Source organism: Rhodococcus sp. IEGM 1302 (assembly GCF_030056935.1).
Taxonomy (GTDB): Bacteria; Actinomycetota; Actinomycetes; order Mycobacteriales; family Mycobacteriaceae; genus Rhodococcus_F; species Rhodococcus_F qingshengii.
Genome location: NZ_JASHKY010000001.1, coordinates 389,072 through 415,195 on the forward strand (window position 1 = coordinate 389,072; position 26,124 = coordinate 415,195).

Sequence of the window (26,124 nt, forward strand, 5' to 3'; positions counted from 1 at the left end):
GATGAATCCGGAGCATCGCCAACTCGATTACGGACTTCGATTCGACTGGGGGTTGCGCGGCGCCGAAGCGATTGCTGCCGGCGTCGACGTGGCAGTGGTGGTAGACGTTCTCTCGTTCACGACGACGCTGAGCGTTGCCGCCGACGCGGGAATCGACGTACTTCCCTTTTCCTGGAACGACGAGCGCGCGGTCGATTACGCGCGTGATGCCGATGCGGTCCTGGCGGTGAGGCGGAGCGTAGCCGCGGAGGGTCAGATCAGTCTGTCTCCCAAGACGATTCGCGAAGCCGAGGTGTCGAGTCGGCTGGTGCTGCCGTCGCCGAACGGGTCGACTATCGCGTTTGCGTTGGCGTCTCAGGTTGCGGTGTGTGTCGGCGCTTCGTTGAGGAACGCTTCCGCCGTCGCGGATTGGATTGTGCACGAACATGGTTCGAGATCGAGGGTTGCGATAGTCGCGTCCGGTGAAAAGTGGCCCGGTGGAGAGTTGCGTCCGGCGGTGGAGGATCTGTGGGGCGCCGGTGCGGTTGTCACGGCGTTGACCGCGACTGGTTGGGAAGGGTCCCCATCGCCCGAGGCGCAGATGGCGGCGACTGCCTGGACGGCGGTGTCGGATTCGTACGAGGAACGGTTACGGGACTGCGCCTCAGGGCGCGAGTTGATCGTCATGGGGTTTCCACACGACGTCGCCATCGCCTCGGAACTCGACGACAGCGACACCGTACCTGTTCTCGAAGATCGTGTGTTTCGAGGTCAGCGCACCGGGCGTCGGTTGAACAAACTCCGCGCCCAGAGGTAGGAGAGGAAGGTGATTGCGACGCACCATCCGATCGCGAGTATCGCGTTGTTCCCGATAGCTTCGCCGAGAAGAAGTCCTCGAAGAGTCTCGATGATCGGAGTGAACGGCTGATACTCGGCAAACCATCGCAACACGGTCGGCATCGAGTCGGTGGGGACAAAGCCGCTTCCCAGGAACGGCAAGAGGATCAACACCATTGGAAGGTTGCTGGCCGTCTCGACACTCTTGCTGACGAGGCCGAAGGCGACCGACAACCACATCATGGCGATGGAGACCAGGACGAGGAGTGCAAACGTCGCGGCCCACTCCACGAAGCCTGCAGTGGGCCGGAAGCCGACGGCTATCGCTACGGCGATGACGACAACGAGGCTCACGATCGTCTGAAGGAGGCTGCCGAGAACGTGACCGGTCAGGACGGACGTGCGCGTGATCGCCATCGTTCGGAATCGTGCAATGATCCCGGCGGTCATATCGGTTGCGACGGAGATGGCAGTACCTTGTGCCGCTGATGCCACGGTCATCAGAATGATCGCCGGTGCAACGTAATTGACGTACTCGGCTCGACCGCCACCGCCGGGGCCGAGGCCGTTCCCGAGCGTTCCGCCGAGCACGTAGACGAACAGCAGTAGGAAAACGACTGGCATTCCGACGAGCATCACCGTCATCGACGGATATCGAAGGATGTGTCGAATACTGCGACGCAGCATGGTTTTCGAGTCTTGATAGGCAAGCGTCATGGTGGTCATCGCGCGTCGGTCCTTTCGGTGGCGGTCAGAGTCAGGAACACGTCGTCCAGGTCGGGTGTGTGCACGGAGAGTTCCTTGACGTCGATCGAGTGAGCGTCGAGTTGGTCGAGAAGAGAGCGCAGCGAGCGGACACCCCCGTCGCTGGGGACCTGGAGGACATAGGCGGCATCGTCACGTGATGATTCGTCGAAAACAGCTGCAGCAGAATCGAGCTGATCTCGGTCGAAGAAGTGAAGACGAATGTGGCCGCCGGGGATGTGCCGTTTGAGTTCCGCTGCCGTACCTTGGGCGACGATCCGTCCCTGATCGAGGACGGCGATGTGGTCGGCCAGTTGATCAGCTTCCTCGAGGTACTGGGTCGTGAGGAAGATGGTGACACCGCCCTCGACCAACTCCCGGATGATCTGCCACATGGTGCGTCGACTCCGGGGGTCGAGACCGGTGGTGGGTTCGTCCAGGAAGATGATCTCCGGCCGCCCGATCAACGTCATTGCCAGGTCGAGCCGTCGACGCATGCCGCCCGAGTAGGTCGACGCCAGCTTGTCCGCGGAGTCGATCAGATCGAACTTCTTCAGGAGTTCTTCAGTGCGCGTTCGACGTTCGTCCTTGCCGAGATGGTGCAGGTCGGCCATGAGGAGAAGGTTTTCCTCACCGGACAGATAGTCGTCGACCGCTGAGAACTGCCCGGTGACGCCGATGCGCGAACGCACCGCGTCGGGATCGTCGGAAGGGTTGTACCCGGCGATGCGGATGTTGCCGCCGTCTGCCGGAACGAGGGTCGAGAGAATTTCCACGATGGTGGTCTTGCCGGCGCCGTTGGGGCCGAGGAGCGCAAAGACGGTTCCGCGGTCGACGGAGATGTCGATTCCGTCCAGTACCGTCTTGTCGTCGTAGGCCTTCTTCAGGCCCGTCGCGGTGATGGCTGGTTTACGGGACATCAGCGTTCCTTTCGCTAGATCTTCTTGTTGGATTCTTCTCGAGGCTCCGAACGTCGAATGACGATGTCGCCGTAGCTGGTGTGTGCCCGGACGTCTACCCGGCGTTCAGTGGAAGCCGGACCGTGCGTGGCATTCATCTGGTTGTCGACGCGGCCGAAGGACGTATGAGCGTCGAATCGTGCGGCGGTTCCGGATCGAACGCCGATATGGATTCGCCCGGCGGCCGTCTTGGCGGATACGACTCCACTCTCGATGGTCTCGAAACGGATGTCGCCGTTGGCGGTTGCGGCGCTCGCGTCGGATTCGGCGTGCTCGACGGCGACACTGCCGTTGGCGGTCTTCGCCTTCAGTGCGCCGGTGATCGTGCCGATGTTGATGTCGCCGTTGGAGTTCTTGACCTCCGCGTTGCCGTCGACGCGGCCGATGCGGATGCTTCCGGACCCGGTGCTCGTGTCGATGTCACCGGCCACGTGCTCGACGATGATCGCGCCGGCCCCGGTGCTGACGTTGAGCGGCCCGGTGGTTTCCAGTGTGCAATCGCCCGCGGAAACCTTCACCCGTGTTCGTCCGAGAGTGCCTTCGCTACGGAGGCTGGCAACTGCAGCAGTGCCTTCGAGTTCCGAGCCGGAGGGAAGCTGAACGGAGATGTCCACAGATCCTGTCTTCCCGAAGATGCCGAGGCCGCGCTGTTTCGGAGTCTTGATCTGCAGCCGGCCACCTGCGAATTCGACGCGCGTTTGTTCGGCGACTCGAACGTCGACCTCGCGAGACGAGTTGCTGGGCAACACTTCCACGACAGTGTCGTTGCGGCTGCTCGCCGTGATCCGGATGTGTGCGACTGCCACGTCGAAGTTCAAGGTGATGGGGTCAGGTGTGCTGAATGTAGGCATGGTGATACTCCCGATGAGGTTGTCTCGGTTGATGAAAGAGGGTGGTGCGAAAGATGAAGCCGGTGTCAGTGCACCCAGCCGCTGAAGCTTTCGGAACCTTGGGACGTGCGCTGTCTCGGAGTGCTTCTGTTCGCGCCGCCTTCCAGAGCCGTTGCAGCCGAGCGAACCAGCCACGCGTTGACGGAGATCCCGGCTTCCCGGGCCGCCGCCTCGATCCGGTCTTTGAGGTCTTGCCCCAGCCGCAAGTTGATTCGAGTCATCGAGGCGTCGTCGGACTCCGTGACGGGGCGCGGTGCCGGAGTCGGGTCCTCTTCGACGGGGGCTGGAACCGGTTCACTGATGGCTGGTGCCACCACGAATTCGGGTTCGCGTCCCCGCAGGCGCAGGTCCACCGAACCCGGGGCGAGGTCACGCGTGATCTCGGCGGCTGCCGCAGACAATGCGTCGAGAAGGGTGAGTCGCACTGCTGATTCCAGCGGTGCGGTCAAACGATCGGCGAGTGCCTTTGCGTCTTCTCCGCCTGCTTCGGCCGCCACCGCGAGTTCGTGGCGAAGGTTGTCTACGTACGGTGTCAAGTCCATGGCATCACTATGGCACCACTTTGGTGCCATCGCAATAGTTTGGTGGCACATTCGTGTGAATTTGGTGAGAATTGCCAGGTCATCGGGGTGGTTGGCGATTCGGTCCGCGGCAGGCTGGCACACTCGTAAGGGTGAGTCCTGCCGAATCGAACCGCCGACGCCGCATCGTGCTCTGGATTGCCGGGGTGCTCGGCGTCGTGATCGTGGTTGGGGTGGTGGTCGTCGCGATCGCACCATCGCGGTACCTGCCCTGGGACACGGCTGAGTTCCCGGCGGTGGACGCGAGTGCGCTCACGTCTGATCAAGGTCGGGTGCTCGAGCTACTGCAATCCGAGCATGAGCAGGACCGTCCGGGCACCTTCTATTCCGACGGCATCGACGAAGAGTGGTGCGCCGACTTTGTCAGCTGGATCATGAGGGAAGCGGGTCGACCGTTGTCCAACCCGAACTCCGGAAGTTGGCGCATCCCGGGGGTGTACACCTTGCAGGAGTATTACCAAGGGATCGGCGCGTACGCCGAGAACGGCAGCGGGTACACCCCGAATGTGGGTGATGTGGTGATCTACGACAGTTCGAGATGGGTCGGTCAGCACACCAACATCGTTGTGGCAGTGGACGGCAACTCTGCGATCACGGTTGGCGGCAACGAGTTCGGCAAGGTGCGGGTTCATGACCTGGACTGGCAATCCGACTCTGCCGTCGTGGGATTCGGAAAACTTCACCCCTGATCGTTGCTCTTCGGAGACAAGGCGAACCACCGCGCCGACGCACGTGCCTCGTCGCCTGCGTCGATGTGCAGCGTGTTCGTGCCGGTTCGCACGCTCACCTGCTCACCTCTCTTGATGGGCTGGGTGTACTCGAGGATCGCGCGAAAGGGCCCGCTTCGTAATCTGTCGGGCAGCGCATCTTCCACGGGCTGCCAGTAGATTGCGTTGTTCACGTGATCGAAGGGGTCGAAATCGCTCGAGCGCAACGGGAACGGCGTATCCGCTGACGGCGTCGTGTCCGGGGTCGGGTCGATCCACCGACGCCAGTGAAGATGCTGGTCCACGGCCGTCGATGCCAGGGCAGCGGTGAACTTCTCACTGATGGATGCCGGCATTCCCGTCTTCGGGTCGATGTTGATCCAGAACGCCTCGGTTTCGATCAACCCGCCGCCATCGGATCTGATGCGAACTCGCATCGAACACCACTTGTTCGACAGGCCTGAACACCAGCGCTGCAGGTGAACTCGATCCGGCCAGACGACCGGTTCGAGTACATCGATCACCGTTCTTCGTACCATCCACAGCGGGTGTGTATCCATGGCGCCGCGGTCGACGAGATTGTCGAAGCCCGCGTCTTGGAGGTAGCGCGCGATCGCGTCGAGGCGCAGTTGTTTGTCGGTGTGGATGTCACCCGTACGCACCGGCCACGAGGCCTGGAAGATGCTTCCGGTTGTCGGTAGTTCGGCCATCGCTACGTGGTCGTCGACTTTTGTACGGTTCATCGGATGTGGGCTCCCGGTGTTCGCTTGGTTGGGTGGCTTCACGCTTGCGTTACCCGATGGTGGGATCTTGAACCATCGGAGTTCATCGTTTTCTGAATCCAGTTTTCGATGTACTGTCGCACGTATGGATATCGAGGGCGTAGATGTGGTGACCAACGTGGCGGTGCTTGCGAGGTTCGGGCATGCACTGTCCGACGAGACTCGGACACGGATACTGCTCGAACTGAAGACCGCACCGCGGTATCCGTCCGACCTCGCTGAAACGCTGGCTGTGACCAGGCAGAAGCTGTCCAACCATCTGGCGTGCCTGCGCGGTTGTGGCTTGGTGGTGGCCGTCCCGGAAGGGCGCCGGACCAGATACGAACTCGCCGATGTACATATCGGTCGGGCCCTCGACGACCTGCTCGGGGTCGTACTCGCGGTGGATCCGTCGTACTGCCCGGACAGCGAATCAGAGGGGTGCTGCTGATGGTTGCGCCCGTTGACGGTGTCGGGCTCTCGACTGACCGGCGTGCGCTCTTGTCGAGAAGAATTCGCATCTTCGTGGCGATCACGATCAGCTACAACGTCGTCGAAGCGATCATCGCGCTGGCGGAGGGCACACGAGTGTCGTCCGCAGCACTGTTCGGTTTCGGCCTCGATTCGGTGATCGAAGTGTCCTCGGCGGCAGCTGTTGCCTGGCAGTTCTCGGCGCCGGATCCGACGAGCCGTGAGAAGGCGGCACTGCGAGTGATCGCATTCTCGTTCTTCGGGCTCGCTGCGTATGTCTCGTTCGACGCGATTCGGTCGCTGTTCGGTCTGGGGGAAGCTCGGCACACGAGCGTCGGAATACTCTTGGCTGCAGTGAGTTTGGCGATCATGCCGGCTCTGTCCTATGCGCAACGCCGAGCCGGTCGGGAGTTGGGTTCGCTGTCGGCGGTCGCGGATTCGAAGCAGACGCTCCTCTGTACCTACCTTTCTGCGGTCTTGCTGGTCGGTTTGCTGCTCAATTCGGTACTCGGCTGGTCGTGGGCAGATCCGATTGCTGCACTGGTCATCGCCGTCATCGCGGTGAAAGAAGGCATCAACGCGTGGAAGGGCGATCCGTGCTGCCCGGTTGTGGCTGTGCCCGAGAGCGGTGACGAGTGCGACTGCTGCTGAGTGAACACAGGTTTTGTCGAGTGAGCACTCGCTGCGGTGCGTCAGAGCGGGTGTTCACTCGATGAAAGGCGTGCCGACTTCTGCGCGGCCCTTGATGTGCGCGGCGCGTTGCTCGAGAAGGCGCCGCAGATACGGGCCGACAGCCAACCTCAGCGCCAGGTGTCCGAGCGCCCCGAAGGGGGCCGTAACCGTGAAGCGGTCATGCATCCGCGTCCACCCACCCGGCTGAACGTCGAAGACGTGCTCGTGCCGCATTGCGGCAAACGGGCCGCGGACCTGCTCGTCTGTGAACGAGTACGGACGGTTGTACTGCGTGATCCGGCTTGTCATCGAGAATCTCCACCCGAGATGCCGAGCAGTGAACGACACCTCGTCGCCCTCTCCCAGCGTCGATCTACCCGTACTCGTGACTGCCACCTCATCTGTTGCGCGGAGCGAGGCCGAGTGTTCGTCCATGTCGAGTTCGAGATCGAAGATCACCGCCGGTGGAGCATAGATATCGGTGATCACGACTACGGTGTGTTGCACAGTGCCAGTCTGCCAACATTGGTTTGCGATCCCGGCAAGCGGGTACGGGTCGGTGACCTGCGGTTCATCCGCGACGGGTGATGTTTTCGCCTTCCAGCCCCTCGAGACTGAGTAAGGGAAGTGCATTCTGTCGAAAGGAACGCTGATGACTGCTCCACCGCGGGAACCCGCGAATCACCCTGTCCGGCAGGGTTTCGCGGTAGGTACGACGTTTGCAGCAGCAATTCTGCTGCTCACCGCAGGCATTGTCGCTCTGCTTCAGGGCATCGCGGCCGTTGCCGACAACAATCTGTTTGTCGTGGGTATCAACTACACGTACAAGTTCGACATCACGACGTGGGGTTGGATCCACATCATCTTGGGCATCATCGGGATCGTGGTGGCCCTCGGCCTCTTCACCGGTGCAGTGTGGGCCAGGGCGGCGGCAATCGTCATTGCGTCGCTCTCGATCATCGCCAACTTCTTGTGGATGCCGTATTACCCACTGTGGTCGATCCTGGTCATCGCGCTCGATGTCGTTGTGATCTGGGCGGTCGCGACCTGGGACAGGGACAGAGTCTAGGCACCGAACAACCCGAGAGCAGTTGGTCCCGACCGAGTCGACTCGGTCGGGACCATCGCTCGTGCGTGGGACATTTCGACAGGGTGTGGCTCGGATCAGTCTGGGAGTCGACGCATTTCGGCGACGGTCAGGCCGAGGGAATCGAGACGGGCCATGATGCTCCGCATAGCCGTGTGGTCCGCGACGGGTCCGTACAAACTGGTGAACCCGCCGGCGGCACTGGCGACACTGAGTTCAGGAAATGCGGCCTTGACGCGGTCCGACACTTCGCCGTCGATGAGGAATTGATACCGAGTGGGAGCATTCATCAGTATCCGCTCCATTTCGTAGGGCCATGAGGTTCGAGAAGGCAGCGCTCCGAGCCTCGAAATCGCATGTCGTCAAGTGCAATCGGCGTCGCTGCCCGATCCAGGACTCCGCATCCGTGGGATCCAGTCTTACTCCCGTACGCGCTCGGGGCGTCATCCCCTACGGGTGAATGTCGTCGCGGATCCGTTCATCCCTTTTGTGTGAGGCTCCGTAGAGTCGCCACCCCTAGTGTCGACCGGGAGAGAGAAGAGGTCGGCATGGGATCTGTCATCGGGGATCTGTTACCCCTCGCGGTCGGCGTTGCGGTATCGCCGATCCCGATCATCGCGGCAATCTTGATGTTGTTGTCCAAGCGTGCCGGCAGCACGAGCGTCGGGTTCGCGCTGGGCTGGATACTGGGAATCGTCGTCGCCACCGTGATCTTCGTGCTTCTGTCCAGCAAGCTCGGTGACTCCGAAGGTGATCCGTCAGCGACAGTGTCGTGGATCAAGCTGGCGTTGGGTGTATTGCTTCTTGCGTTCGGAGTCAAGCAATGGCGCGGACGCGGAGGCGAGCACGAAACCCCGAAGTGGATGCACGCCATCGATGACATGACCGCTGTCAAAGGCCTCGGCTTGGGCTTCGCTCTGGCTGCGATCAATCCGAAGAATCTGATGATGTGTATCGCGGCCGGAATCTCGATCGGATCCGCGTCATTGGGCTCCGGAGAAGTTGTTGTCGCCATTCTGGTTTTCACGATCATCGCGGCCTGCACAGTGTGCGTGCCCGTGATCGGCTACCTCGTTGCCGCGGAGCGACTGCGTGGTCCGCTGGCCAAGCTGAAGGTGTGGTTGCAGGAAAACAACGCCACGGTGATGAGTGTGTTGATCCTGGTTATCGGTGTTGTTCTCATCGGCAAGGGCATCGGCGGTCTCTGACAACTGGAGGTAGTTATGGGATCGCTGCTACTGCAACAGATCCCGCTGGCGCTCGGGATCATCATGAGCCCGCTGGCGGTTGTCGCCGTTGTGGCCGTACTGTTTTCCGAACGAGCGCGTATCAACAGCATTGCGTACCTGATCGGGTGGTATCTCGGAATAGTTGTCGCGCTGGCCGGTTCGTACGTCATCTTGACCGCACTCCAGGTTCATCAGCGCACACACCCTCCGCTGTGGGTGCCCATCATCCATCTCGTTCTCGGGGCAACTCTGCTGGCGGGTGCCTGGTTCGTCTACTCACGCAGTCGTCGCGGGGTTCAGGCGATGGCGGCTGCAGTTGCCCCTGGCGACGTTGTGGCTGCGGCCCCTCAGCTGCCGAAGATGCTGCAATCGGTTGAGCACTTCCAACCAATGCGATCCGGTGTGCTCGGTTTCGCGCTGTTCGTTCTCAACCCCATCGACATGTCGTGTGCCATCGCAGCAGCGATGAACCTTCGTCTCAGCACCGTGGCACCGACGTCGCAGATCGTCTCGGCCGTGATCTTCTCGTTGGTGTCCGTGACCTCGGTCGCGGTACCTGTTGCCCTCCTGCTGATCAAGAAGGACGAGGCAACCGAACCGCTGCTGAAGATCCGCACCTGGATAGCCACCAACATGCACTTGCTGAACGTCGGGCTCCTCGTCCTGATCGCGGCGATGCAGATCAGTAAAGGGGTGCAAGGACTATGAGTGCTCCGCACACGCGGACCTGGTGGGTCTTCGGATCGTTGTCCGACTATCAACGCGCTTGGCTTCGCCCCGACATCATTGCGGGCCTTACGGTGTGGGCTGTCCTTGTTCCGGAAGCGCTCGCGTACGCCACCATCGCCGGAGTTCCGCCGGTGGTCGGGCTTTATGCTGCGGTTCCGTCATTGATTCTGTATGCAGCAGCCGGCAGTTCGCGCCATCTGATCGTCGGGCCGATGTCGGCGACCGCAGCGTTGTCCGCGGCGATGATTGCGCCATTGGCTTCAGGAAACGACGGCCGATTCATCGCGCTGTCGGCGGCATTGGCGATCGTGACCGGGCTCGTCGGACTGCTCGCAGGATTCATGCGCCTCGGATTCATCGCGTCCTTCATCTCCGAGCCGGTTCTCAAGGGATTCATCGTCGGTCTGGCGCTCACGATCATCATCGGTCAAGTACCCAAACTCCTGGGCGTGGACAAGGGGGAGGGAAACTTCTTCGTCCAGACGTGGACAGTGGTGAAGGAACTGGGTGAGGTCGACCTACCGACCGTGATCATCGGATTGCTCAGCCTGGCAATGGTCCTGGGCGTCAAGCGATGGCTTCCGCTCGTACCGGGTTCGCTCCTCGTCGTGCTGCTGGGCATTACCGCAGTAGCGTTGTTCGGCCTCGACGATCGTGGCATCGACATTGTCGGACACATCGACTCGGGCCTGCCGTCGATGGGTCTGCCGAGTGGTGTGGGAGCTGAGGACTACCTCGACCTGGTCGGACCGGCGGTCGGCGTTCTGCTCATCGGTTTCGCCGAAGGTCTTGGCGCTGCAAAGACATACGCGGCCAAAGCCGGCTACACCATCGACGCCAATCGTGAACTGGCAGGACTGGGTGCGGCCAATCTCGGATCGGGTCTCTGCTCGGGAATGGTGGTCAACGGCAGCCTGTCGAAGACCGCCGTCAACGGAGGAGCGGGCGCCAAATCTCAGGTCAGCGGACTGGTGGTCGCGGCGCTGACGCTGGTGACACTGCTGTTTCTCACCGGCCTGTTCGAGAAGTTGCCAGAGGCGACGCTCTCGGCTGTGGTCATCGCAGCAGTGATCGAACTGGTCGATTTCTCCTCCCTCGCAGCGCTGTACCGGGTGTGGACGAAGAGGTTGGGCAGTATCTACGGGCACGCTGCCCGGGCCGATTTCGCGGCGGCGATCGCGGCGATGTTCGGGGTTCTCCTCTTCGACACGTTGCCCGGTCTGATCATCGGAATCGCCGTCTCGATGTTGCTGCTCCTGTATCGGGTCTCCAAACCGCACGTGGCCGCTCTGGCCAAGGACGGCACGCGCTGGGTCGACATCAGTGGGCATCCTGATCTGAAGACACTCGACGGCGTCGTAGTGGTCAGGGTCGAAGCGGGGATGTTCTTCGCCAATGCCGATCACGTGCGTGATCAGATCACCGGTCTGGTGACCGCCGGCACCACCATGGTCGTTCTCGACGCCGAGACGTCACCGTTCATCGACGTCAGCGCTGCGCAGATGTTGGCTCAGCTTCGAGATTCGTTGGCACGCAGAAATGTGAGCTTCCGAGTGGCACGCGACATCGGGCAGTTCCGCGACGTTCTGTCCGGTGCCGACCAGGGCGCGCTGAAGGTCGACGTCTATCCGACCGTCTCGAAAGCGCTTGCAGGTCGAGACAACACCTCAGCGTGATGTCCGTAGCCAGATTCCCAGGGGACCGGAATCTTTGGCCACTGATCCGACGATCGTCGACGCGACAACCACGATGGCCGAGAAGATGAACAGCCAGCCGATGACGGTGAACATCACGCCCAGAAGACCGAACTCGTCCTGCGACGTCTTTGTCATTCGGGGGAGGAAAAGAGTGCCGGCCACGTGCAGTCCGGTCAGGCCCGTCGCGGTGAGCAATCCTGACCCGACGCACATTCGAGTGGTCATGCGATTGGCCGTCAGCAGCATGGGCACGGCTGTCCACACGAGTGCCCACACGACGTAGACCGCTGTGAACTCCAGGACTCTGCCTACTCCCGGAACACCATTCAGTTCACGGCACAGGGCCGCACCGACCACCGACGCGGCCACGACGCACACTACCGCGAACCACCGCCACGCCTGACGGAGTGTCGCCGTCGGCACGCTCCAGATCCGTCCGTACATCCGGCCGAGAGCGCGAGCGTAGGACGTGGAACTGATCAGCAGCATGAGCAAGCCGACAATCCCGAACGCTGCCGCGGTAGAGGTACTGGTCAATACGGTGTCGGGGAGTTGGACGCCGAGGTCGTCTTTGGCGGCATCAGCCAACGGCTTCAGCTTCTCCAAGGTCGACGCTGCAATCATGACCGGGAGCAATGACGTAAAGGCCTGGGCCGCCAAAGTCATGGCGCTGTCCACGAGCCCGACTTCGAAGACCCCGATGGTTGCATCAGTCGCCAACCGTCGACTGGGTGTACGTCTCGCCCACACGGTCAATCGATCGCGCGTATCGGAATACAGCTTCGGGGGCATGGAAGCAGTCTTGCTCAGATGAGTCCGCCGCGTCGCGCAGCCTTGAGCGCGTCGCGTCGGTTGCTCACTTCCAACTTGCGATAGATCCCGCGAAGATGCGTCTTGATGGTGTTGACGGAAAGGAACAGCGTGTCGGCAATGGACTCGGTGGTGTCTCCGGAAGCCAGTTCACGGAGCACGGTGTATTCGCCTGGCGTGAGGATCGGTGCACTCACCAATTCTTGTGGGCGAATGCGGCTACGTACCTGTTCGGCAAATGCTTCCTGATCGCCGAAATGTCCACTGAACTCGTCGAACACCGGCCGCAGGGATGCGCCGTAGTCGAGGAAGGGGCGTAGCAGGCTACCGGCTTCCGCGGCGCGCAGCGCTTTGTGGAGGGAGCGAAACGACTTGCGCTCGTGACCTGTTGCAGCGTGGATCCCGGCTTCGAGTGTCCAGGCGTAGACGTGATGTGCGAGCAACGGGATTTCGGAGGACCCGAGAGCTTCGGAAACTTCGACGAGTGCTTCCGCGAACTTGTTGGACGAGAAGGCGACGGCACCCCGTGCGAGATGTATCTCCGACGTTTCTCCGAATTGATCGGCTGCGTCACGCACGAGTCTCGCTGCCCATTCCACCTCGCCGACGGAAAGGCATGCGTGGACGACGGGTGGTAGAAGAGCCAAGGTCGCGAACGCGAAGGTACGTAATTCGATCGCGCTGAGCATCGCGTCGCGGACATCGGCGGCGGTCGAGCGTCGGTCGGTCGAGCCGTCGAGACTGTGAAGGCCGAAGGTTACGACGGAGTGCCACCCGAACACCGGCGCGCTGGCGCCGAGAACGTCTGTGCTCCGGTAGTTTCCGATTGTCGGGATGCGGTACGGGAGTTCGCTCGAAGCGCAGAGATATGTGGCAAAGGCGGCCACCGACGCGGACAACTCGTACTCCGCAGTCGTCGTGATGCGATGTTCGACCGCGTAGTCGAGAGCGTAGACGGAGTGAGCCCTCATCGCCCCGATGTCTCCGCTGAGAGAAGCTACGTAGCCCAGTCCGGTCAGCGACTTCAAGACGAATCGCGCCCTGCCCCGTATTGTCCCGAGTGCGACGGCTTGAGTGTATTCGACAGTCGCCCTGTCGAACTCACGTCGCAGTAAGTGTGCCGTCGCCAATTCCATGTGTGCGTAGGCTTCGATGTCGGAGTGGGTGCTTTTCTGGCGCCGCTCCAGACGTGCCGCCAGCGGCTCGTTGTCGGAAGTCGCCGTAACGCAGGAGATTTCCAGGCTCATCGCCAGGAACAATGGATCTTCTGCAATCGGTGGATGAGTTGCCTCGAGAAGATCGAGGCACGTGGTCGCCGAGGTCACGTCACCGGAGTGGAGGGCGGCCGCCGCCAGCACCAGTCGGGTGATCGGGGATTCCGAAACCTGCGTCGACACCGATTCCAGGACTCGCACGACGTCCCCGCAGTGCCCGTCGAGTACGAGGCCCAGCCCGCAGCGTTCGAGAAACGCGAGAATGCGGTGTGGGTCTCCGATCGACACCTCGAGTTCGAGCGCCTCGAGTTCGAAGTGATTGCTTTCGAACCAGCTTGCTGCTCGCAGGTGTACGCGGTTTCTCTCGACGTGATCGACGCGACGGAACTCTGCCCGAAGGTGCTCGCGCAAGAGAGGGTGATAGCTGAACCACGTTGTGTGGTCGGCGGAATCGGTACGGGTCACGGGGAAGTTGAACTGAATCAGCGAGTCGATCTCGGATAGAGTGTTCGAGTCCGTCAGAGTTTCCGCCAGTTGGGCGGAGAAAGAATCGACTACCGATGTTCGCAACATGAACGAGGCGACATGTTCGGGCAAGGACGTCAGTACCTCGTCGACGAGAAAGTCGGCGATCGGGCGGGGTGTGTGCGTGAACTCGTCCAGTGCATCGCCGATGTCACTGCGGCCGGCCAGAAACGCGGCGGTCAGGCGAACGACGGCGCCCCACCCCTTGGTGAAGTTCTCGACGATTGCGAGTTCGTCGTCGCGCAGCGTGATGTCGTACTCGCCGAATATCGCGGTGATCTCGGAGCGATCGAAAGCGAGATCGGTGGATGCAAAGCGGGTGAGTCGGCCGTCGAGAGCCAGACGATGCCACGTGAGCGGTGGTTCGTAGCGGGCGGCAACGATAATCGACAGGTTGCCCGGGGTCTGTGTGAGTATCCGATCGAGGAGACCGATCGACATCGGATCGTGGAGGGTGTGAACGTCGTCGAGGATCAACGTTGTTCGGCGCTCGTGCGTTTCGAGGGTTTCCGCAAAGTGCGCGAGCCACTGCTCGACGGGCGGCCTGGATCCGGTCTGCACGGGGAGCCTCTGGCCGGCCGCATCGACGGAGGTCGCGATCGCCTCGGCGAGGGATTCACACAGTATCGACACGTTGTTGTCGCGCTCGGCCAACGTCAGCCAGGCCAGCGCAACATCAGGGGAGGCTCGGGAATATTCGCGAGCCCAATCGGCCAGAAGTAGGGTCTTCCCCGCACCGGCCGGAGCCGAGAGCAACCCGACAGGCCCGGGGCCTGAGCCTTTGGTGGCAGTGGATGCGGTGAGTTTGCGGTGCAGGCGCGGACGCGCGACCAGTCCTTTCACGGCAGTTGGCGGGTGAAAACGACCGTTGAGTGCGGCGCCTGGCACGTGCGCTTGCCCGACGCGGTGAGACGCGTCGAGCGTTACTGCAGCGGCATCACGAAATGGGCTGCTCATCCGACTCCTGTTCGACTGGCTGCACTGGACGTGACCGCTGGATCGAAATTTTGAACGAGTTAGATGATGTGAAACTACCCAATTCGGACACCAAATAAGCGTCCAAGTCGAATATTCGGACCAAAGTCCCTGATTTAGCGGAGTGAATTTCGAACAATGAATGGTGTCGCCAGTTCTACCGCCCGAACGGCGGGGTGCGAGCAAACCTCGAATAGCGGTCGAATACCTTTTCCAGGCCCACGAGATCCGGATCTGACAACAAGGCTGCCAGAAGTACACGTGCCTGCCCGGCTCGAAGATCGGTGGAAAATACAGCGCCTGCGGCGATCAAGTCGTGCCCGCCACCACCGCCACCGTAAACCGGGGAGATTGGCCCCGAGGGCACCCGAGTTGTCACGGCTACCGGAATGTGAGCGTCTACGCAGTCTCGTACGGCCTCGACTATCGTCGGATTGGCATTTCCCGAACCGAGTCCGTCGAGAACAAGTCCCTGCGCCCCGGCGTGCACGCAGGCGTCGATCTGTACGCGGTCTGCCCCGGGATACACGGCGATGATGTCGACGCGGGTGTCCGAAATCGGATGCCACGGCAATGGTTCGGGAGTACGCAGCAGGAGCGGATCGATGTGCACGCGGCGGAAGGCATCGAGTGCCGTCGTATCGGACTTTCGCGTACCTGCGGCTGGATGGACCGAACCGCCGAAGGCGATGAGGACACCACGCCCGTGTGACGAGATGTCCAGTCCGGCTGAGATCGCCGCGGCGAGATTCGAACGAGCGTCGGATTCGGGATGGTCGAAAGTGCGCTGCGCGCCGGTGAAGACCACCGGGCGTTGGTCGTCGTGGTGCAGGTCCAACAAGAACGCAGTTTCCTCCATCGTGTCGGTGCCGTGAAGCACGACCACCGAGTCGAGTCCGGGATCTTTCAATTGATCGGCTACGGCGTCGCGAACACGATCCATGTCCGCGAAGGTCATGCTCGAGCTGTCCTTCGACATCACGTCGACGACTCGAAGCTCGATGTCGGTCTGCTCGTTGCCGACCAGATCTGCACCGGTGATTGCGGGCCGGCTGATTCCATGCGCATCCCGGGTGCTGGCGATGGTGCCACCGGTAGTGACAACTGCGACTTTCGACACTGTGGTCCTTTCACGTCAAGCTGCGGGGTGGTGGATGGCCAACTCGCGAATACGATTCCTGGCGGCGTACCAACCAATCATCAAGAGCGGTGCGATGATCGCGATGGATCCGACGGTCCACGTTCCAACAGGGTTGTCGAATGCCATCAACACGATAACGACCGCAAGAAAGACCAGTGTCGCGATCCCGGTGTACGGTGCGCCGAATATGCGGAAGGAAGGGCGAGTGACTTTGCCTTGTTTCGCAAGTTGCCAGAGCCTCAACTGGCACAGCACAATTACCGCCCATGCACTGATGATGCCCAGTGCCGCAAGATTGAGGACTATTTCGAAGGCCTGCGCTGGGACAACAGCATTGAGCCCGACGCCGAACAGGATGACCACGCCGGTGAGTGCGATTCCCCCGTACGGCACTCCGGCTTTGTTCATTCTGGCAGCGAAGGCAGGCGCCGAACCGGCCGTCGCCATCGAATGGAGTATTCGTCCGGTCGAATACAATCCGGCATTGAGGGAAGACAACGCCGCCGTGAGAACGACCAGATTCATGATCGCATCTGCGCCTTGGATGTTGATCGAACCGAAGAATGTGACGAATGGACTTTCACCGGCGTGGTATTCGGTGTACGGGAGCAACAGTGAGAGCAGCAGGACCGACCCCACGTAGAAGACGAGGATCCGAATGATCACTGTGTTGATCGCCTTGGGTATCACCTTCCGGGGATTTTCGGTCTCTCCAGCCGTGGTCCCCACGAGTTCAATTGAAGCGTAAGCGAACACGACGCCCTGAATCACCACGACTGCCGGCAGTATTCCGTTGGGGAACAGCCCACCGTTGTCGGCGATCAGGCTGAATCCGGAGGAATGCCCTTCGATGGGCGTGCCGAAGAGTACGAAATAGACACCGAACCCGAGGAATGCGGTCAAGGCCACGACCTTGATCAACGCGAACCAGAACTCCAACTCTCCGAAGACTTTCACGGACACGAGATTCAGTCCGAGAACCAGCAACACCGCGATCAGAGCGAACATCCACTGATCGATGTGTCCCAGTGGCGCCCAGTACTTTTTGAAGAAGTTCATGTACAACGCCACAGCCGTGACGTCGACCACGGCAGTCATTGCCCAGTTCATCCAGTACAACCAGCCCGCAGCGAAAGCCATCTTTTCGCCGAAGAATTCGCGTGCGTAGGAAACGAAGGATCCGGAAGTCGGTCGGTGCATCACCAGTTCGCCGAGTGCCCTCAGGATCAGGAACGCGAAGAATCCGCACAGCGCGTACACGAGAACCAAGGCCGGGCCCGCCTGTTGTAGTCGCCCTCCCGCACCCATGAAAAGGCCGGTTCCGATCGCACCACCGATCGCGATCATCTGAATTTGTCTGGGGCCGAGCGCTTTCTGATACCCAAGATCCTCCTCAGTGGCAACTTCGGCGCGGCCTGTCTCTTCCCGTTCGACGGTCATCAAACCTCCTCCGCAACAGCGGTGGCATGAGGCTTCTCGCCCGAAACGCGGAGATTGGCGAGATGTTCGGGGCTGAGCAACCGATCGAGTTCCTCTCGGTCGAGCAGGCCGGCTTCGATTACGAGATCTGCGACGCGACGCCCGGAAATCAACGCCTCCTGGGCGATCCGAGTGGACGCGGTATATCCGATGTAGGGGTTGAGCGCGGTGACGAGGCCGATGGAGTCTTCGACTCGGGCGCGCAGCAGTTCGGTGTTAGCCGTGATGCCGAGTACGCACCGGTCCGCCAAAATGCGGCAAGCCGCACCGAGGTGTCGCATTCCTTCGGACAGTGAGTGCACGATGATCGGCTCGAAAGCGTTGAGTTGGAGCTGACCGGATTCCGCAGCCATCGTGATCGTCACGTCGTTGCCGATGACTTCGTACGCGACCTGATTGAGGACTTCGGGAATGACAGGATTGACCTTGCCCGGCATGATCGACGAACCTGCCTGCACCGGTGGAAGATTGATCTCGTTCAATCCCGCTCGCGGGCCCGAAGAGAGCAGCCGGAGATCGTTGCACACCTTGGACAACTTCACAGCGACCCGCTTGAGGACGCCGGAGAGGTGGACGAACTGGCCCACGTCTTGGGTCGCTTCGACAAGATCCGTTGCCAACACCAGCGGCAGTCCGGTCAGTGCGCCCAGGTCGGAACAGGCCACCTCGGCGTAGCCGGCGGGTGCGTTGAGGCCAGTGCCGATAGCAGTCGCACCGAGGTTGATCTCGTGAACGAGAAGAGCGGCCTCAGCCAGACGCGCCCGATCCTCCTCGATCATGACCGCGTAGGTCCCGAACTCCTGACCCAGGGTCATCGGCACGGCGTCCTGCAGTTGGGTGCGTCCCATCTTCACTGTGTCGGCGAACTGAAGAGATTTGGTCGTGAATGCGTTCTGGAGTGTAAGAAGTGCATCCAGCAGGTCATCGATCGCGAAGATCGTCGAGATATTCACGGCCGTGGGGTAGACGTCGTTGGTCGATTGGCTCAGGTTCACGTGTTCATTGGGGTGAAGCCGTTCGTAGTCGCCGCGCTGGTGGCCGAGGATTTCCAACGCGCGATTGGCGATGACCTCGTTCGCATTCATGTTCGTCGACGTGCCGGCGCCACCCTGGATGACGTCCACCACGAACTGTTCGTGCCACCGCCCGTCCACGATCTCCTTGCATGCCTGTGAGATGGCCTCCGCGCGCGGGCGGTCGAGGATGCCCAGCTTTTCGTTTGCGCTGGCTGCGGCCCACTTGACGTAAGCGATGCCGCGGATCAGATGCGGGTTCGTGGCGATTGTTCGACCAGTGATCGGGAAGTTCTCCATTGCGCGCAAGGTGTGGATACCCCAGTACGAATCGGCTGGAACCTCGCGATCGCCGAGCAGATCGTGTTCTGTTCGCGTTTCGAGCACTTGATCAATTCCTCGTGTCTCTTCGCGCAAGCATCACTCTGCGCGGTGGGTGTATTTCGGGATCGCAGCGCTGACGGTCGAGTAGTAGTCCCGCCCAGCTATCGGGCTATCAGGCTGTCTGACAGGTGTAATTGTTACCTCGCTCACTCCGGCACGTCAACCCTTCATCAGGTGCGATGTTTGACGCGGGTCTTCGGCAGTCGCAACAATGACGGCATGAACCTGTCAGACAGCTGGGCCACCAGGCGACCCGTCGCCTCGCGGGTGAGTGCTGCCGAGGCAGTCCTCGCAGACCTCCGTGCCGCAATAACCTCCGGCGAACTGGCAGTCGGAGAGCGTCTCCCGTCCGAGGCGTCCCTGGCCGAAAGACACGGGGTCAGTCGATCGGTCATCCGTGAAGCCCTGCGCTCGTGCCATGCCCTCGGGCTCACCGAGACGAAATCCGGGCTCGGCACCTTCGTCGTCAGCGATTCGATAGCGCGAGACCTCGACTTCGGCAGCTACGCGGCCAACGAGTTGGTCGAAGCGCGGCCGCATGTTGAAATTCCGGCCGCAGGGTGGGCTGCCCAACGGCACACAGCGGAGGAGTTGACGGCCCTCCGCGGACTGGTCCAGCAGATGCGTGACGAGGATGATCCGCTCGTATGGGTCGCACTCGATGCGCAGTTCCACGGACTGATCGCGAAAGCCAGTAGGAATCGGGTCTTCGAGTCCGTAATCGTCGATATTCGTGAAGCGTTGACAAGGCAGTCCGAGACACTCAATCTTGTTGCCGGTCGCCAGGAAAGGTCGAACGAGGAACACGAACGAATAGTCGAAGGAATCGCATCAGGCAGTTACGACCACGCCTCCAGGGCGATGGCCGAACATCTGGACGCCGTCAGGATGACGCTTGAAACTCTTGTCCAAGAAAGTAATCCGCTGTGACGGCGCTTCCGGGTAGGTCTGTCCTCGTCTGCGTTATCCTCGCGGTATCAGTGACCGGGGCGTTGGCCGGCTGCAGTTCGTCCGACACCGCGGTGACGTCGACGATCGCCGCGTCAGCGACGACAACGGCAGCTGTATCGATTACGGGCGTAAAGCCGCCATCGACGCCGGAATCCGAACGGGCACTCTTCGATGCGGTGGACCGCAATGATCCGGCAGCGATCACCGCGGCCCTGGCTTCGGGCGCGAACATCGAAGCTCGCGGCGAGGGCGAACGGACTCCACTCGTCGAGGCCACCAAGAACGACGCCGTCGCCGCGGCTTCTACGTTGATTCTTGCCGGAGCAGACGTGAACGCGAAGGATTCCATGCAGGATTCGGCCTTCCTGTATTCCGGAGCCGAGGGTTTGAACGAGATTCTGGCGCTCACGCTCGCCCACGGCGCGGACGTCGACAGCGTGAACCGTTACGGCGGTACGGCGCTGATTCCCGCGAGTGAACACGCGCATGTCGAGAGCGTCCGGATGCTGATCGCTGCCGGGGTTCCGGTCAATCACGTCAACGATCCCGGGTGGACGGCGCTACTCGAAGCCGTTGTGTACGGCGATGGTTCGGTGCGCTATATCGACGTGATCACTCAGCTTCTCGACGCGGGGGCAGATCCCTCGATCCGGGATGCATCGGGGAAGACCGCGTTGGACAATGCCGAAAGTCGTGGTCAGTCAGACGTTGTGGCGCTGCTTCAATCGCGGAGCTGACGCCAACGAGTCGGGCTCAGCCCGTAGGCCTGTCGAAAGCGTCGGCTGAAGTGTCCGGCGTCGACAAACCCCGCCCGGTGCGCAACGGTCGCGATCGGCAGATCGACGGTAGCGGGTCGAGCCAGTTCGTCCCGAGCCTTCTGCAGGCGCTGGGTGATGATCCACTGTTCGATCCGAAAGCCGTTGTCCGAGCAGATCTTGTACAGCTGTCGCAGTGAGATGTTGTGGGCTTGAGCAATTCGTGCGGGATTCAGTGTCGGATCGTGAAGGTGTTCACGGATGTATCGACGGATCGAAGTCATGGCAAGGGCCGATCTCGGAGCGGATGCGTCAGGATTCGCATGTGCGATCGAAGCGACCAAAGCACGTGCGAGTTCGATCGAGGCCTCGCCCAATTGTTCGGCGGCAGGATCGGTCTCCAACAGAGCGGCGCTGCGGAACAATTCACGAACGTGCGCGATCATCACGGGGTACAGATTGCTGTGATGAGGCCGGGTAGCTGCGTCCCGCACGGTGTCGATCGGCAGTCCCAGCCGATCCATCGGAACGTAGAGGCACTGGGAAGCGCCCGTTCCCGGCCAGGAGAAATCGTAGGTCGACGTCAGGTCCGTCATCAACAGCTCACCGGCGGGCACTCTGCGTTGTTCGTCGTGCTGATCTAGATGGCCGATCCCGATCTCCTGCAGGGCAATCACAAGGACGGGCATCGACGCGGACCGGACGTGACGTGGTGTTCGGGTCAACCGCATACCGGTCGACTCGGAGCGGAACAGTGATGCTGCACCGAGGTTCCACACGTTCATTCTCGCGCTCACCCGTTCCGGGTTCTCCAAGTGGATTGCACACGGGACCGAGGCACGACCCATCGCGTCGACAAAGGCGTCCGCGCGTTGGTCAGGCTCCAACACGGAAGTATCCAGGAGCAAAGCCATGCAGCCCTGATACCCCGCGATGCGGACGCTCAACCAGAAGTTGTGCAGTGTGAGCTCAAAAGTCTGCACGGACAGTCACGTCCGTCGCAGCAGGTATTTCTAGGATCGAAACGGGCGTGTCCCGGCCTACCGCAGTTTCTCGCTTTTCGACGAGAGTGAAGGAAACGCATGAAGATCTCACGTGTATTCACCGCAGTTCTGGCGTTACTCATGACAGTCGCGGCTGGAGTGATCTTCGGCTCCGGCGCTGCGGTGGCGAGCCCCAAGCCAACCGTCGTTCTCGTCCACGGCGCTTTTGCCGACGCGACCAGTTGGGACGGCGTTGCCGCCGACCTACGTTCGCGTGGCTATCGCGTCGTGGCGCCGGACAATCCTCTACGCGGGCCCGCTTACGACGCGTCCGTGATCGAGAAGACGGTTGCGGACATCGACGGACCTGTCGTGCTCGTCGGACACTCGTACGGCGGCGCGGTGATCACCAATGTTCACGACCCGAAGGTGCAGTCGTTGGTGTACATCGCGGCGTTTGCTCCGGTTCAGGGTGAGCCGGTGCAGATCACGATCGATCCCATCAGGTTTCCTGGCAGCCAATTGCTTCCTCCGGCTCTGGGATTGAAGATCGTCGACGATCCTCACGCGATCGGCGGGAAGAACGTCGACGGCTACGTCACGGACGAGTATTTCCATTCCGTCTTCGCTCAGGATGTTTCCGACGAGACAGCGGCAACGATGTTGGCGCATCAGAAGTCTGCGGCTTTGTGGGCGAACCTCGAGCTCGGCGGGCCACCGTCGTGGGCGAACACACCGAGCTGGTATCTGGTTGCCGGTGAGGATCGCGTGATCCCCGCATCGGCGCAGCGGTTCATGGCAAACCGGATGGGCGCGAACACCAGCGAACTCCCGACCTCCCATGCCTCGCTGGTCTCACAGCCAGGGGCAGTGGCAGACGTGATCGTGGCGGCCGCTCACGGGTGAGTGTGCGACCGCCACGAAAGTAGAACAGGGTCAGGCGGAAACGATTACCGAGGAGCCGTGTCCGAACAGACCTTGGTTGGCGGTGATACCGATGCGGGCGCCTTCGACCTGACGGCCTTCGGCTTGTCCGCGCAGCTGCCAGGTGAGCTCGCACACCTGCGCAAGTGCCTGTGCGGGAACGGCTTCGCCGAAGCACGCGAGACCACCGGACGGATTGACCGGGATGCGGCCTCCGATACTGGTGTCACCCGCACGCAGAAGGTGCTCGGCCTCGCCCCGCTTGCACAGCGCGAGGTCTTCGATCCAGTCCAGTTCCACCGAGGTAGCGAGGTCGTAGACCTCGGCGACGTCGACGTCCTCGGGAGAGATCCCGGCTTCTTCGTATGCGGCGTAGCCGATGGATTCCTTGAACGTGCGCTCCGGAGCGGGAACGGCGGAACTGGAATCGGTGGAGAAGTTCGGCATGTCCATGATCGTCTGGGGGAACGTCGGCGTGACCGTCGAAATAGCCTTGATGCGAACAGGTTCCGAGATGCCCATCTTGCGGGCGTATTCCATCGACGTCAGCAAGATTGCGGCGCCGCCGTCGGACGTCGCGCAGATGTCGAGCAGGTGAAGGGGATTGGACACCACGGGGGAGGCCAACACGTTCTCGACGGTGACTTCCTTGCGGTAGCGCGCATTCGGATTGCTCAGCCCGTGCCTGGCGTTCTTGACCTTCACGTTGGCGAAATCCTCCGCGGTGGCGCCGTAGAGGTCGATGCGACGACGCGCGTTGAGCGCGAAGTACGCCGGGTTGGTCATACCCATGAGGCGGAAGCGCAGCCAGTCCGGGTCGTCCCAACGCTCACCGGCGACGGGAGCGAGGAAGCCCTTCGGCGTGGTGTCGGCGCCGACGACCAGGGCAACTTCGCTGAGGCCGGCCAGGATTCGTGCGCGAGCGGTGTCGAGTGCCTGGGCTCCCGTCGCACACGCGGCGTACGACGTGGCGACGCGAGCGCCGTTCCAGCCGAGTGCCTGCGCGAAGGTGGCTCCGGCGACGTATCCGCCGTACCCGTTGCGGACGGTCTCGCCGCCGACGATGAAGTCGACATCCTGCCAATTCACACCCGAATCGGCGAGCGCGGCGCGAGCGGCCGCAACGCCGTATTTCACGAACGACTGCCCCCACTTGCCCCAGGGGTGCATACCGACACCGAGTACTGCGACGTCCTTGCTCATGACTGCAACTCCTGATCAGCTGCGGCGACAGGCTTCCAGCGCCACGTCGTACGTACTCCGGTTTCGTCGGTGTACAGCGGCTCGACAACCAATTCGACGGTATTGCCGACCTTGAGATCGTCGACGCCGAATCCGTCGGCCACCTGGCCGAGGATGACGATCCCCTCGGGCAGCTCGACTGCTGCGAGAGCAAAAGGCTCGTACGGATCCGAGCGCGGGATGTACGGCGGCGGGGGCTGGTACTGCGCGTCGGTGTACGACCAGACAGTGCCGCGGCGGGAGAGTTCCACGTCGTCGAACTCCTCGCTGAAGCAGCTCGGGTTCTTGCAGAACGTCGCCTCACGAGGGAAGGAAATGGTGCCGCAGGATTGGCACTTCGTGCCGATCAGAGCAGGTTCGTCGCCGGTGGTGAACCAACCCTCTACTGCAGGCGTCACACTCCCGTTCGGCGCCGGCGTTGCAGTCTCGCTCATGCAATCCTCATCTGGTTGGCGAGCCTGATCCGGGGGATCGTGGGCCCGCTGTGCCGCTTACTGGAACAGGTTGCAGTATTACACGATTTCGGCCGCTGACGGGCAAAAATTTTCGCTGAGTGGGACGTTGCCGGAACGCAGACGGCCCCGCCGGGCAGACGAGTCTGCAGGCGGGGCCGTGTGCGTGAAAGTAGCTGTTTACCTGTAGCGGATCAGCGAACGCGTACAGATCGACCGAATCGACGCGTCGGTTTCACCCGGGCCGCAGCGTCGAGGATGGAGGTGATCTCGACCTGATCCAGAACCTTTTCGCGGGCACGATCGTGCGCAGCGCCGCGTTCCAGTTCCGCCTTGTCGATGGCATGCCAGCCCTCGCGGTCGACGACGTCGGACTGTCGCGCCCGGACCAGACGATCGACTGCGGAGTCGTCGGCGACCGGGTTGGTCAGGCGTCCGTCGTTGAAGTCGTCGACGAGCATCCTGATCGTTTCCTGCGCGCAGGACTTGTTGGTGCCGATGAACCCACTCGGTCCGCGCTTGATCCAACCGGTCGCGTAGACCCCGGTGGCGGGATCACCGTTCGGAGCTTCGAGGACTCGGCCGTTCTCGTTCGGAATGACCGACGCACGCTCGTCGAACGGGACGCCGGGGATGGGCACTCCGCGGTAGCCGATCGAGGTGAGGACCAAGCCGGTATCGATGGTCTCGGTATCGCCGGTTGCTTCGATCTGCACGGTTCCGTTTGCGTCGACAAGAGCGTTGCGAGCGAACTCGATTCCGCTGACCTGATCGTCGCCGGTGATCGAGGTCGGTGTGAGCAGGTAGCGCAACGTGATGCGCTTGTTGCCGACGTCGACGTGATCGCGGTTCTTCAGTGCTTCGAGGAGACGCAACTTCTGCTCGACGGCATGCGGAAGCTCGCCGCGTTTTGCCAGTTCTTCGGTGGCCGAGTCGAGAACCATGTCGTCGGGTCCGACAGAGAGTTCGATGTCCGGCAGTGCCATCAGGCCGGTGAACTCGGGGACTGTGAACGCGGACTGCGCGATTCCGCGTCGACCCACGATGACAACTTCTTCGACGCGACTCTTCCGCAGAGCGGCGAGTGCGTGAGCGGAGATGTCAGTGCCCGCCAACTTCTCGGGATCGGCCGTCAGAATGCGAGCGACGTCGAGCGCGACGTTTCCGTTTCCGATGATGACCGCGCGGCGATGCGAGAGATCGAAGACGTCGTCGGCGTGATCGGGGTGGCCGTTGTACCAGGCCACGAAGTCGGTGGCCGAGGCCGTGCCAGGCAGATCAGCGCCCGGAATGCCGAGACCACGGTCGGACGAAGCGCCGACTGCGTAGAGCACCGCATGGTGATTTTCGAGCAGTTCGCTGTGCGAGATGTGCTTGCCGATCTCGACGTTGAGGTAGAACTCGAAACCCTTTTGTGCGGCGATCTTGTCGAACAAGCGAGTGACCTGCTTGGTCTTCTGATGGTCCGGAGCAACGCCGGCGCGAACCAAGCCGTAAGGCACAGGAAGGCGATCGAAGACGTTGACCTGCACGTCAGGCTGAGTCAGCAACTCGTCCGCGGCGTACATCGCCGACGGTCCGGAACCGACGATGGCAACGCGCAACGGCGGTCGGCCCTTGTCGACGTGGGCTGCCGGGATGACCTTGGCGAGAAGCGGCCTGGGCCGCTCTTCCTTGTAGAAGTCCGAATTGATGGACAGGAAGACTCGCTGCGGGTCGGTCAGCTTCGACTCGGGGACGATGGCGTCGACCGGGCAGGCCGAGACGCATGCGCCGCAGTCGACGCAGGCCTGCGGATCGATGTGCAGCATCTCGGCGGTGAGGAAGTCCGGCTCGTCCGGCGTCGGATGGATGCAGTTGACCGGGCAGGCGTAGACGCACGAGGCGTCGCTGCAACAGGACTGCGTGACTACGTGTGGCATGGCGCTATGAG

The 26,124-nt window shown here is 61.7% G+C and carries 27 protein-coding genes; 11 read left to right on the plus strand and 16 right to left on the minus strand.

Annotation, left to right across the window (positions count from 1 at the left end; all coding sequences use genetic code 11):
• Position 1: 1 nt before the first annotated feature.
• Positions 2-796: a 2-phosphosulfolactate phosphatase gene (locus QM609_RS01815; protein ID WP_050655014.1), complete on the plus strand. Its 795-nt coding sequence runs from the start codon at positions 2-4 to the stop codon at positions 794-796.
• Here QM609_RS01815 and QM609_RS01820 read toward each other — a convergent pair.
• The 4 genes from QM609_RS01820 to QM609_RS01835 all read right to left on the minus strand — a co-directional run bounded on the left by QM609_RS01820 (position 751) and on the right by QM609_RS01835 (position 3,951).
• On the minus strand, positions 751-1,542 hold the full coding sequence (locus QM609_RS01820; RefSeq protein ID WP_050655015.1) for an ABC transporter permease: 792 nt from the start codon (positions 1,540-1,542) through the stop codon (positions 751-753). The two genes, QM609_RS01815 and QM609_RS01820, sit on opposite strands and share 46 nt — an antisense overlap.
• Positions 1,539-2,480, minus strand: a complete 942-nt coding sequence (locus QM609_RS01825; protein WP_007730361.1) for a daunorubicin resistance protein DrrA family ABC transporter ATP-binding protein — start codon at positions 2,478-2,480, stop codon at positions 1,539-1,541. The genes QM609_RS01820 and QM609_RS01825 overlap by 4 nt, the downstream gene beginning before the upstream one ends.
• A 14-nt stretch (positions 2,481-2,494) precedes the next feature.
• Entirely contained in the window at positions 2,495-3,370 is an 876-nt protein-coding gene (locus QM609_RS01830; protein ID WP_050655016.1) for a DUF4097 family beta strand repeat-containing protein, read from the minus strand.
• A 65-nt stretch (positions 3,371-3,435) separates the two neighbouring features.
• Positions 3,436-3,951, minus strand: a complete 516-nt coding sequence (locus QM609_RS01835) for a toxin-antitoxin system HicB family antitoxin (protein WP_007730367.1) — start codon at positions 3,949-3,951, stop codon at positions 3,436-3,438.
• Positions 3,952-4,082: 131 nt separating this feature from the next.
• Here QM609_RS01835 and QM609_RS01840 point away from each other — a divergent pair, with 131 nt between their 5' ends.
• Positions 4,083-4,679, plus strand: coding sequence for a CHAP domain-containing protein (locus QM609_RS01840; protein WP_030536161.1), 597 nt, complete (start codon positions 4,083-4,085; stop codon positions 4,677-4,679).
• On the opposite strand, the gene QM609_RS01845 is transcribed toward QM609_RS01840, so the two are convergent.
• Positions 4,670-5,440 carry an acyl-[acyl-carrier-protein] thioesterase gene (locus tag QM609_RS01845; RefSeq protein WP_003943026.1) on the minus strand — a complete coding sequence of 257 codons (771 nt, stop codon included), beginning with the start codon at positions 5,438-5,440 and terminating at the stop codon, positions 4,670-4,672. The genes QM609_RS01840 and QM609_RS01845 overlap by 10 nt on opposite strands.
• A 124-nt stretch (positions 5,441-5,564) precedes the next feature.
• Between QM609_RS01845 and QM609_RS01850 the strand changes: the two genes are divergently transcribed.
• Together QM609_RS01850 and QM609_RS01855 are read left to right on the plus strand one after the other, a co-directional pair.
• Positions 5,565-5,909 carry an ArsR/SmtB family transcription factor gene (locus QM609_RS01850; protein ID WP_007730375.1) on the plus strand — a complete coding sequence of 115 codons (345 nt, stop codon included), beginning with the start codon at positions 5,565-5,567 and terminating at the stop codon, positions 5,907-5,909.
• Positions 5,909-6,580, plus strand: a complete 672-nt coding sequence (locus QM609_RS01855) for a cation efflux transmembrane domain-containing protein (protein WP_228232295.1) — start codon at positions 5,909-5,911, stop codon at positions 6,578-6,580. Before QM609_RS01850 ends, QM609_RS01855 begins: the two co-directional genes overlap by 1 nt.
• A 54-nt stretch (positions 6,581-6,634) precedes the next feature.
• On the opposite strand, the gene QM609_RS01860 is transcribed toward QM609_RS01855, so the two are convergent.
• Positions 6,635-7,108 carry an SRPBCC family protein gene (locus tag QM609_RS01860; RefSeq protein WP_050655037.1) on the minus strand — a complete coding sequence of 158 codons (474 nt, stop codon included), beginning with the start codon at positions 7,106-7,108 and terminating at the stop codon, positions 6,635-6,637.
• Between the two features lie 145 nt (positions 7,109-7,253).
• Here QM609_RS01860 and QM609_RS01865 point away from each other — a divergent pair, with 145 nt between their 5' ends.
• Entirely contained in the window at positions 7,254-7,670 is a 417-nt protein-coding gene (locus tag QM609_RS01865) for a DUF7144 family membrane protein (RefSeq protein WP_003943077.1), read from the plus strand.
• 95 nt (positions 7,671-7,765) lie between these two features.
• Here QM609_RS01865 and QM609_RS01870 read toward each other — a convergent pair whose 3' ends face one another.
• The gene (locus QM609_RS01870) at positions 7,766-7,978 is read right to left on the minus strand and encodes a DUF8691 family protein (RefSeq protein WP_003943015.1); all 213 of its coding nucleotides are present in this window, start codon (positions 7,976-7,978) and stop codon (positions 7,766-7,768) included.
• Positions 7,979-8,236: 258 nt separating this feature from the next.
• Here QM609_RS01870 and QM609_RS01875 point away from each other — a divergent pair, with 258 nt between their 5' ends.
• The 3 genes from QM609_RS01875 to QM609_RS01885 are packed head-to-tail and all read left to right on the plus strand — an operon-like array spanning position 8,237 to position 11,322.
• Positions 8,237-8,896, plus strand: coding sequence for a GAP family protein (locus QM609_RS01875; protein WP_007730384.1), 660 nt, complete (start codon positions 8,237-8,239; stop codon positions 8,894-8,896).
• 15 nt (positions 8,897-8,911) lie between these two features.
• Positions 8,912-9,625, plus strand: coding sequence for a GAP family protein (locus QM609_RS01880; protein WP_283336948.1), 714 nt, complete (start codon positions 8,912-8,914; stop codon positions 9,623-9,625).
• Positions 9,622-11,322, plus strand: a complete 1,701-nt coding sequence (locus QM609_RS01885; RefSeq protein WP_050655018.1) for a SulP family inorganic anion transporter — start codon at positions 9,622-9,624, stop codon at positions 11,320-11,322. Before QM609_RS01880 ends, QM609_RS01885 begins: the two co-directional genes overlap by 4 nt.
• Here the strand turns inward: QM609_RS01885 and QM609_RS01890 are convergent.
• The 5 genes from QM609_RS01890 to QM609_RS01910 all read right to left on the minus strand — a co-directional run bounded on the left by QM609_RS01890 (position 11,314) and on the right by QM609_RS01910 (position 18,887).
• Positions 11,314-12,135: a hypothetical protein gene (locus QM609_RS01890; RefSeq protein WP_050655019.1), complete on the minus strand. Its 822-nt coding sequence runs from the start codon at positions 12,133-12,135 to the stop codon at positions 11,314-11,316. The two genes, QM609_RS01885 and QM609_RS01890, sit on opposite strands and share 9 nt — an antisense overlap.
• 14 nt (positions 12,136-12,149) lie before the next feature.
• Positions 12,150-14,849, minus strand: a complete 2,700-nt coding sequence (locus QM609_RS01895) for a helix-turn-helix transcriptional regulator (protein WP_283336951.1) — start codon at positions 14,847-14,849, stop codon at positions 12,150-12,152.
• A gap of 175 nt (positions 14,850-15,024) precedes the next feature.
• Positions 15,025-15,987, minus strand: coding sequence for an asparaginase (locus QM609_RS01900; protein WP_050655021.1), 963 nt, complete (start codon positions 15,985-15,987; stop codon positions 15,025-15,027).
• Between the two features lie 15 nt (positions 15,988-16,002).
• Positions 16,003-17,448: an amino acid permease gene (locus QM609_RS01905; protein WP_007730398.1), complete on the minus strand. Its 1,446-nt coding sequence runs from the start codon at positions 17,446-17,448 to the stop codon at positions 16,003-16,005.
• Positions 17,448-18,887 carry an aspartate ammonia-lyase gene (locus tag QM609_RS01910; protein ID WP_050655022.1) on the minus strand — a complete coding sequence of 480 codons (1,440 nt, stop codon included), beginning with the start codon at positions 18,885-18,887 and terminating at the stop codon, positions 17,448-17,450. The genes QM609_RS01905 and QM609_RS01910 overlap by 1 nt, the downstream gene beginning before the upstream one ends.
• A gap of 216 nt (positions 18,888-19,103) precedes the next feature.
• Here QM609_RS01910 and QM609_RS01915 point away from each other — a divergent pair, with 216 nt between their 5' ends.
• Together QM609_RS01915 and QM609_RS01920 are read left to right on the plus strand one after the other, a co-directional pair.
• Positions 19,104-19,814: a FadR/GntR family transcriptional regulator gene (locus tag QM609_RS01915; RefSeq protein ID WP_050655023.1), complete on the plus strand. Its 711-nt coding sequence runs from the start codon at positions 19,104-19,106 to the stop codon at positions 19,812-19,814.
• A gap of 50 nt (positions 19,815-19,864) precedes the next feature.
• On the plus strand, positions 19,865-20,572 hold the full coding sequence (locus QM609_RS01920) for an ankyrin repeat domain-containing protein (protein WP_228232292.1): 708 nt from the start codon (positions 19,865-19,867) through the stop codon (positions 20,570-20,572).
• Here QM609_RS01920 and QM609_RS01925 read toward each other — a convergent pair.
• On the minus strand, positions 20,557-21,573 hold the full coding sequence (locus QM609_RS01925; RefSeq protein ID WP_228232290.1) for a helix-turn-helix domain-containing protein: 1,017 nt from the start codon (positions 21,571-21,573) through the stop codon (positions 20,557-20,559). The two genes, QM609_RS01920 and QM609_RS01925, sit on opposite strands and share 16 nt — an antisense overlap.
• 99 nt (positions 21,574-21,672) lie before the next feature.
• Here QM609_RS01925 and QM609_RS01930 point away from each other — a divergent pair, with 99 nt between their 5' ends.
• Positions 21,673-22,479: an alpha/beta fold hydrolase gene (locus QM609_RS01930; RefSeq protein WP_007730412.1), complete on the plus strand. Its 807-nt coding sequence runs from the start codon at positions 21,673-21,675 to the stop codon at positions 22,477-22,479.
• A 30-nt stretch (positions 22,480-22,509) separates the two neighbouring features.
• Here QM609_RS01930 and QM609_RS01935 read toward each other — a convergent pair whose 3' ends face one another.
• The 3 genes from QM609_RS01935 to QM609_RS01945 all read right to left on the minus strand — a co-directional run bounded on the left by QM609_RS01935 (position 22,510) and on the right by QM609_RS01945 (position 26,113).
• Positions 22,510-23,700, minus strand: coding sequence for a lipid-transfer protein (locus QM609_RS01935; RefSeq protein WP_050655024.1), 1,191 nt, complete (start codon positions 23,698-23,700; stop codon positions 22,510-22,512).
• A complete protein-coding gene (locus QM609_RS01940; RefSeq protein ID WP_003943075.1) occupies positions 23,697-24,173 on the minus strand; it encodes a Zn-ribbon domain-containing OB-fold protein in 477 nt (158 codons plus the stop codon). The genes QM609_RS01935 and QM609_RS01940 overlap by 4 nt, the downstream gene beginning before the upstream one ends.
• Before the next feature lie 212 nt (positions 24,174-24,385).
• Entirely contained in the window at positions 24,386-26,113 is a 1,728-nt protein-coding gene (locus QM609_RS01945; RefSeq protein WP_050655025.1) for an FAD-dependent oxidoreductase, read from the minus strand.
• Between the last annotated feature and the right edge of the window lie 11 nt (positions 26,114-26,124).

Coding starts and splice junctions, on each gene's coding strand:
- QM609_RS01820 (WP_050655015.1), bottom strand. CDS start 1,542: ATGACCACCATGACGCTTGCCTATCAAGACTCGAAAACCATGCTGCGT.
- QM609_RS01905 (WP_007730398.1), bottom strand. CDS start 17,448: ATGACCGTCGAACGGGAAGAGACAGGCCGCGCCGAAGTTGCCACTGAG.
- QM609_RS01835 (WP_007730367.1), bottom strand. CDS start 3,951: ATGGACTTGACACCGTACGTAGACAACCTTCGCCACGAACTCGCGGTG.
- QM609_RS01825 (WP_007730361.1), bottom strand. CDS start 2,480: ATGTCCCGTAAACCAGCCATCACCGCGACGGGCCTGAAGAAGGCCTAC.
- QM609_RS01885 (WP_050655018.1), top strand. CDS start 9,622: ATGAGTGCTCCGCACACGCGGACCTGGTGGGTCTTCGGATCGTTGTCC.
- QM609_RS01855 (WP_228232295.1), top strand. CDS start 5,909: ATGGTTGCGCCCGTTGACGGTGTCGGGCTCTCGACTGACCGGCGTGCG.
- QM609_RS01935 (WP_050655024.1), bottom strand. CDS start 23,700: ATGAGCAAGGACGTCGCAGTACTCGGTGTCGGTATGCACCCCTGGGGC.
- QM609_RS01870 (WP_003943015.1), bottom strand. CDS start 7,978: ATGAATGCTCCCACTCGGTATCAATTCCTCATCGACGGCGAAGTGTCG.
- QM609_RS01890 (WP_050655019.1), bottom strand. CDS start 12,135: ATGCCCCCGAAGCTGTATTCCGATACGCGCGATCGATTGACCGTGTGG.
- QM609_RS01845 (WP_003943026.1), bottom strand. CDS start 5,440: ATGAACCGTACAAAAGTCGACGACCACGTAGCGATGGCCGAACTACCG.
- QM609_RS01940 (WP_003943075.1), bottom strand. CDS start 24,173: ATGAGCGAGACTGCAACGCCGGCGCCGAACGGGAGTGTGACGCCTGCA.
- QM609_RS01865 (WP_003943077.1), top strand. CDS start 7,254: ATGACTGCTCCACCGCGGGAACCCGCGAATCACCCTGTCCGGCAGGGT.
- QM609_RS01850 (WP_007730375.1), top strand. CDS start 5,565: ATGGATATCGAGGGCGTAGATGTGGTGACCAACGTGGCGGTGCTTGCG.
- QM609_RS01815 (WP_050655014.1), top strand. CDS start 2: ATGAATCCGGAGCATCGCCAACTCGATTACGGACTTCGATTCGACTGG.
- QM609_RS01915 (WP_050655023.1), top strand. CDS start 19,104: ATGAACCTGTCAGACAGCTGGGCCACCAGGCGACCCGTCGCCTCGCGG.
- QM609_RS01895 (WP_283336951.1), bottom strand. CDS start 14,849: ATGAGCAGCCCATTTCGTGATGCCGCTGCAGTAACGCTCGACGCGTCT.
- QM609_RS01880 (WP_283336948.1), top strand. CDS start 8,912: ATGGGATCGCTGCTACTGCAACAGATCCCGCTGGCGCTCGGGATCATC.
- QM609_RS01945 (WP_050655025.1), bottom strand. CDS start 26,113: ATGCCACACGTAGTCACGCAGTCCTGTTGCAGCGACGCCTCGTGCGTC.
- QM609_RS01930 (WP_007730412.1), top strand. CDS start 21,673: ATGAAGATCTCACGTGTATTCACCGCAGTTCTGGCGTTACTCATGACA.
- QM609_RS01830 (WP_050655016.1), bottom strand. CDS start 3,370: ATGCCTACATTCAGCACACCTGACCCCATCACCTTGAACTTCGACGTG.
- QM609_RS01875 (WP_007730384.1), top strand. CDS start 8,237: ATGGGATCTGTCATCGGGGATCTGTTACCCCTCGCGGTCGGCGTTGCG.